The organism is Streptomyces bambusae (genome assembly GCF_019400985.1).
Lineage (GTDB): Bacteria > Actinomycetota > Actinomycetes > Streptomycetales > Streptomycetaceae > Streptomyces > Streptomyces bambusae_A.
In genome coordinates this window covers 1-5,347 of record NZ_WTFF01000416.1, presented here as the reverse complement: position 1 = coordinate 5,347, position 5,347 = coordinate 1, and the positions used below count along the sequence as shown (strand labels likewise).

Annotated in this window: 4 protein-coding genes and 2 pseudogenes; 1 reads left to right on the top strand and 5 read right to left on the bottom strand. The window is 73.1% G+C overall.

Features of this window, described 5'->3' with window-relative positions; translation table 11 throughout:
- Window positions 1-611, bottom strand: a pseudogene (locus GPJ59_RS32950) (FUSC family protein); the annotation flags it as partial.
- Window positions 612-792: 181 nt separating this feature from the next.
- Between GPJ59_RS32950 and GPJ59_RS32945 the strand changes: the two are divergent.
- Window positions 793-897 (top strand): annotated as a pseudogene (locus tag GPJ59_RS32945) (LuxR C-terminal-related transcriptional regulator); the annotation flags it as partial.
- A 3-nt stretch (window positions 898-900) separates the two neighbouring features.
- On the opposite strand, the gene GPJ59_RS32940 reads toward GPJ59_RS32945, so the two are convergent.
- The 4 genes from GPJ59_RS32940 to GPJ59_RS32925 form a co-directional block, all read right to left on the bottom strand.
- A complete protein-coding gene (locus tag GPJ59_RS32940) occupies window positions 901-1,686 on the bottom strand; it encodes an alpha/beta fold hydrolase (protein WP_219671584.1) in 786 nt (261 codons plus the stop codon).
- A 140-nt stretch (window positions 1,687-1,826) separates the two neighbouring features.
- Window positions 1,827-2,966, bottom strand: a complete 1,140-nt coding sequence (locus GPJ59_RS32935; RefSeq protein WP_219671583.1) for an RICIN domain-containing protein — start codon at window positions 2,964-2,966, stop codon at window positions 1,827-1,829.
- Window positions 2,967-3,007: 41 nt separating this feature from the next.
- Window positions 3,008-4,126, bottom strand: a complete 1,119-nt coding sequence (locus GPJ59_RS32930; RefSeq protein WP_308120618.1) for an alpha/beta hydrolase — start codon at window positions 4,124-4,126, stop codon at window positions 3,008-3,010.
- Between the two features lie 160 nt (window positions 4,127-4,286).
- Window positions 4,287-5,249, bottom strand: coding sequence for an aldo/keto reductase (locus GPJ59_RS32925; RefSeq protein ID WP_308120617.1), 963 nt, complete (start codon window positions 5,247-5,249; stop codon window positions 4,287-4,289).
- Window positions 5,250-5,347 lie beyond the last annotated feature (98 nt).

The following is a 5,347-nucleotide window of genomic DNA, read 5'->3' as shown; positions in this document are numbered from 1 at the left end:
TGCGCGGACAGCGCGTACGGCGCCCGGGCCAGCTCTCCGGCGCACCGCTCGGCCGTGTCCGCGGCGCGGGCCGCGAGCTCCCGGTAGCCGACCGCCGGGGGATCGGGGAAGACGAAGAACTCGGCGAGGACGAGCAGCAGGATCCCGGTGGTCGTACCGGCCAGGCGCTCGCCGAGCGTGTCCGGGGCGTACGGCGGGAACGACGGCAGGATGTACAGCAGCTGCAGCCCGGGCGCCGCCCCCGCGGGGCGGGGACCGCCCACCGCGACGAAGGCCAGCGCGAAGCCGATGACCAGCATCCCGGCCACCGCGCTCCAGGTCCGTACCGAGAGGAACGTTCCCGCGGCCACCAGCAGCCAGGCCGCCGGCAGGACCCGTACCAGGACCTCGGCACGCTGCCGACCGGTCCCGGGGATGTGCGACAGCCCGGCCAGCGCGACGGCGGCGAACAGCGCGTAGGTGGCGCCCACGGGCCGGTCCATGCCGTACAGGAACAGGTAGAACCCGCCCCCGCCGGCCAGCGTGACCCGTACCGCGCGCCTGCCCGGGGCCGCGAAGGCGGGCGGCAGCCGCGGCAGGCCGCGCACCCGGTCAGCGCCCGTGCCAGCCATGACTCCAGGATCGGACAAGGCGACCGCCCCGGCATCCGGCCGTCCCGGCATCCGGCCGTCCCGGCATACCGGCCGACCTGGCATACCGCCCGCCGGCGCCGCGGTCGGAGAGAGCTGCTGGGCGATCCCGGCGACGAGCAGCGTCAGACCGAGGGGGACGTGGCCGGAGGCGCCGGGCCCCAAGACCGTGGAACGCCACCGCGTCAACCTGCTGCAGAAGCTGGGCCTGCGCGACCGCCTCGAACTCACCCGCTACGCCATCCGAGTGGGCCTGATCGAACCCTGAGTGCTAGCTGCGCCGGGCGCGGCGGAAGGGCAGCAGCGTGGGGACCGGGTCGTGGGCGAGGAAGTCCATGATGATCTGGTTGACCCGCTGCGGCTTCTCCATCGCCAGGGCGTGGGAGGTGCCGGGTACGACCGCCAGCTCGGCGCCGGGGATCGCCCGGTAGAGGGCGATCGTGTGCTCGAGCGTCACCATGTCGTCGTCGCCGACGAGGACGAGGGTGGGTGCGCCGATCCGGGCCAGGTCGTCCGGGGACAGGTCCGGCTGGGTGCGGAACATCTCGACGAGCTTGCCCACGACCACGGGCCAGTGCGCGGCGCCGTCGGGCGACACGGCCTCGTACATCTCGCGGAACACCGTCAGTTCCGGCCCGTCCGCCGCCATGTGCTCGAACAGTGACGGCTCCACCGAGCACTCGGGGGCGGGGCGGAAGTTGGCCCCCATGGCCACCACCTTGCGCACCAGGTCGGGGCGGTCACGGGCGACGAGCAGGGCGATGATCCCGCCGTCGCTCCACCCGACGAGGTGGGCCGGCCCGCCCACGACGGCCTCGACGAACCGGACGGTGTCGTCGGCCATGTCCTGGTAGGAGAGCGGACCTTCCGTATCGGGGGTGTGGCCGTGCCCCCGGCGCTCCGGGAGGTAGAGGCGATGGCGGGCGGCGAGATCGGCCCGCTGGGGACTCCACGTCTCGTTCGTGCACATTCCGCCGTGGAGGAGCACCAGCGGGTCGCCGGCGCCTTCGGCCTCGTACCACGTCCTGACCCCGGAGATCTCCACGTAATCGCCCACGCCTCCAGCGTGACACCGTCGGGGTCCGGGTGCGCGCGGGACACGGGCCGGTTCACCCGGGACGGGAGCCCGCGACGGCGAAAGGCGCCCGACCCGGACGTGGGGCCGGGTCGGGCGCCTCCTCGGGGTGCGCCGAGCGGTCAGGCGCAGGAGGTGAAGGTCGGGCTGGTGTTGGCGATGTAGACGGTGGCGCCGCCGGCCGGGTCGTCCTTGACCGGGACCGTGACGGTGTCCTCGGCCTGCCAGGGCAGGCCGCGCGCGTCGAACGTCCACGTGCCGGTGACCTTGCGCGCCAGCACGGACAGGGTCACCCAGCCGTACTGCTTCTCGGGCACGGACACCTGGATGGCGTCACCGACGCTGGTCGAGCCGTGCCAGGTGTTGGAGAACGACAGTGTCGAGGAGACCCGGGTCTGCAACGCGGGGGCCGCCCCGGCCGCGAGGTCCGCGGAGATCGTGGACGTGATGTTGCTCTGCCAGCCGGTCGTCTTCGTCACCGAGAAGGACTGCGAGACGGCCGAGGAGGAGTTGTTGTACCAGACCGCCGAGGCGCAGACCTTGGGCAGCGGGGCGGCCGGCGCCTCGCTCTTCACGGCCCAGGTGCAGGTGGAGGTGTCCTTCTGGCACATCTTCGCCCCGCGGTCCACCGCCAGGTCGAAGGCGGCCGTGGCGGTCGTGGTCCACCGCTGGTTGACGCCGCCGTGGCAGTTGGACTTCCCCGTCCAGGCGTCGTCGTACTGGGCGTTGCCGACGAGGTCGAGGCAGGAGTTGTCACCGGCGTTGCGGATCAGGAAGACCGTCCTGGAGCCGGACACCGGCTGGAAGTACCACTTCTGGCTCGCCTGTCCACGACAGGTCTGCTGGCGCAGCGCCGGCCAGCTGACGTCGATGCACTTGCCGGTGGTGTCGTTGACGATGGCGAAGCTGAAGTCGGCCGGGTCGACGCTCAGGCTCCAGGACTGGTGGTAGCCGGGCGCGGAATTGGTGACGATGTACGCGCCGTCGCCGCGCGAGCCGTTCTGCACGTCGAGCCGGCGGTTGTTGCTCGCGGAGGTGATGGTCACGTTCTGCGTCGCGGCGGCCGTGACCGGGGCGGCGACCGGGGCGGCGGCCGGGGCGACGGTGGTGGCGATGCTCGTGGCCGCGGAACGGGCGGGAGCGGCCGCCGTGGCGGGCGCCGCCATCACGCCGAGCGCGATGCAGCAGCTCGCCACGGCCGCGGCGAGGACGCGCGGCCAGGCGGCGCCGCGTAACGGAGGACGGGCCTGGGTCGGGGTCACGGGTCGTTCCTTTCGTCGGGGTTCAGCAGGCAAGTCGGTGTTCAGGAGGCCGCGGCGAACGCCGCTTCCAGGCGCGGTACGTAGTCCACGAGGTCCTGGGCCCAGCAGCCGTGCTCGTGGCGGCCCTTGCAGTTCTCGCCCCACCCCGCGCCGTCGCCGTAGTTCACGTAGTGGTAGGGCCGGCCGAGGGCGTCCAGGCGCTCCTTGGCGTGCCGGGTCGCCGATTCGACCCAGAACTCCATGTCGGCCGCGTTGCCGGCCGCGTTGCCGGTGTAGAGGGCGACGCCGGTGCCGGCCAGCTTGTGCATGTTCGCCACCGGGTCGGCCGCGTTCCAGCGCCAGTCGGCGTCGAAGAACGGGTACGGGGTGCCGAAGATCGCATCGCTGGACACCGTCGGCCCGAAGCCGGCCTTGCACGCGGGGTCGGTGGAGTCGCAGAACGCGGTGCCGACGTTGGTCAGGGTGGCGACCACGGCCGCCCGGGTGATGGCGTGGTCACGCGACAGCTCGTTCGCGCCGGAGAGCGACGCGACCTGGCTGAACAGCCCGGGGTTGCGCTGGGCGTAGTGCAGGGCACCGAACCCGCCCATCGACAGGCCGCCGACGGCCCTCCCCTGTCGGGCCGCGACGGTGCGGAGGTTGGTGTCGATGAACGGGATCACCTGCCTGATGTGGAAGTTCTCCCAGTTCTGCGCGCCTGCCGCGGTCTTCTGGTCGAGCCAGTTGGTGTACCAGCCGCGCCGGCCCCCGTCCGGGATCACGGTGATCATCGACTGTGACCGTACGAGGGCGGGGTAGGCCAGGCCCGGGTTGCCCGGGTCGTCGGACGCGCCGTGCAGGAAGTAGAAGACGGGGTAGCGCTTGGCAGGGCTGCTCGCGTAGTCGGCGGGCAGCAGGATCCGGATCCGGTGCTCGCCCGCGACCTCGGGCGTGGCCACGGTGATCACGAAGTTGGTGGCGGTGCCGGTCGCCGGAGCCACCTGGGTCAGGCCGAAGCCGTCGGCCAGGACCGGCGGTACGGGCGGTTGCGGGTCCTCGGCGCGGGCGGCCGGAGGCGTGCCCAGCAGCAGGACGGCGGCGGCGAGTGCGACGACCGCGGCCCGCACCTGGCGCAGCCGGGGGAGCCGGGTGCGCTCGGCGGGCTGTGAGGCTCTCGGCAAGCGTAAGGGGCGTATCGGAGGGCTGGATGCCATGGGCCGAGTCTGGCCCAGGACTCCCGCAGATGTAGAGGCTATTTCTAGAAAAACTTTCTATCTCATCCGGCCGTGCCCCGGGCCCGACGACACGTCACCCGAGCGCCACCGGCGCCTGCCGTCCCCGTCAGGGCAGCGGGATCCCGCGGGCGGTGACCCAGAGCTCGTACCACTCCTCGTGGGACAGGGCGGGCTCCCGCAGGACCGCGTCGCGGCAGGCACGGACCCGGTCGGGACGGGCGGTGCCGATGACGGGGGCGATGGCCGCCGGGTGGCGCATCAGCCACCACAGCAGCACCGTCTCCGGCGTCGTGCCCTTGTCCTCGGCCAGGCGGACCAGCAGCGCCGCCGTGGCGTGCTCCGCCGCCGTCTCCTGCCGCCCCGTGAACCGGCCCTGTGCCAGCGCTCCCCACGCCTGGAGGCGGACCCCGTGGTCACGGCAGTGCTCCAGCGTGCCGTACGGGAAGCCGTTGCCGGCGGCGTGCGGGGTGTTCAGCAGGACGCCGGCCTCGACCCAGGCGCGGCTGTGCAGGCTCATCTCCAGCTGGTTGGCGATCAGGGGCACGTCCAGCCGGGCCTGGAGCCCGGCGATCTGCGCGGCGCCCATGTTGGACACGCCGAAGTGCCGTACGAGGCCCTGCCGGTGCAGGGAGGTCAGGGCCGCGGCGATGTCGTCGGGGTCCGCCAGCGGATCGGGGCGGTGCAGCAGCAGTACGTCGATCACATCGGTGCGCAGCCGGGCCAGACTGTCCTCCACGCGCCGCGTGATGCTCGCGCCGCGCAGGTCGTACATCCCCGGCAGGCCGCCGTCGGCGAGGCGGATGCCGCACTTGGTCTGGATCGTGATCCGCCCGCGCAGCCCGGGGTCCCGCGCCAGCACCTCGCCGAAGACGGCCTCGGACTTGCCGTGCCGGTAGATGTCGGCGTGGTCGAAGGCCGTGATCCCGCTGTCGAGCGCGGCCTCGACGACGGCCTGCGCCGCGTCGATGTCGGCGGGCCCGTACGGCTCCGCATCCCATGCGCCGCCCAGTCCCATGCACCCGTAGAGCACCCGATCGGTGCCTTCGTCCCCACCCGCGTTCCTCGTCACGGGCCTCAGCCTACGGCGCGGGCCGCCCGCGACCGACCGGGGCGTCCGCCCCGGCCGCTGGCACGCCGGAACGGGCCGCGGGCACGCCTGCACGGGGC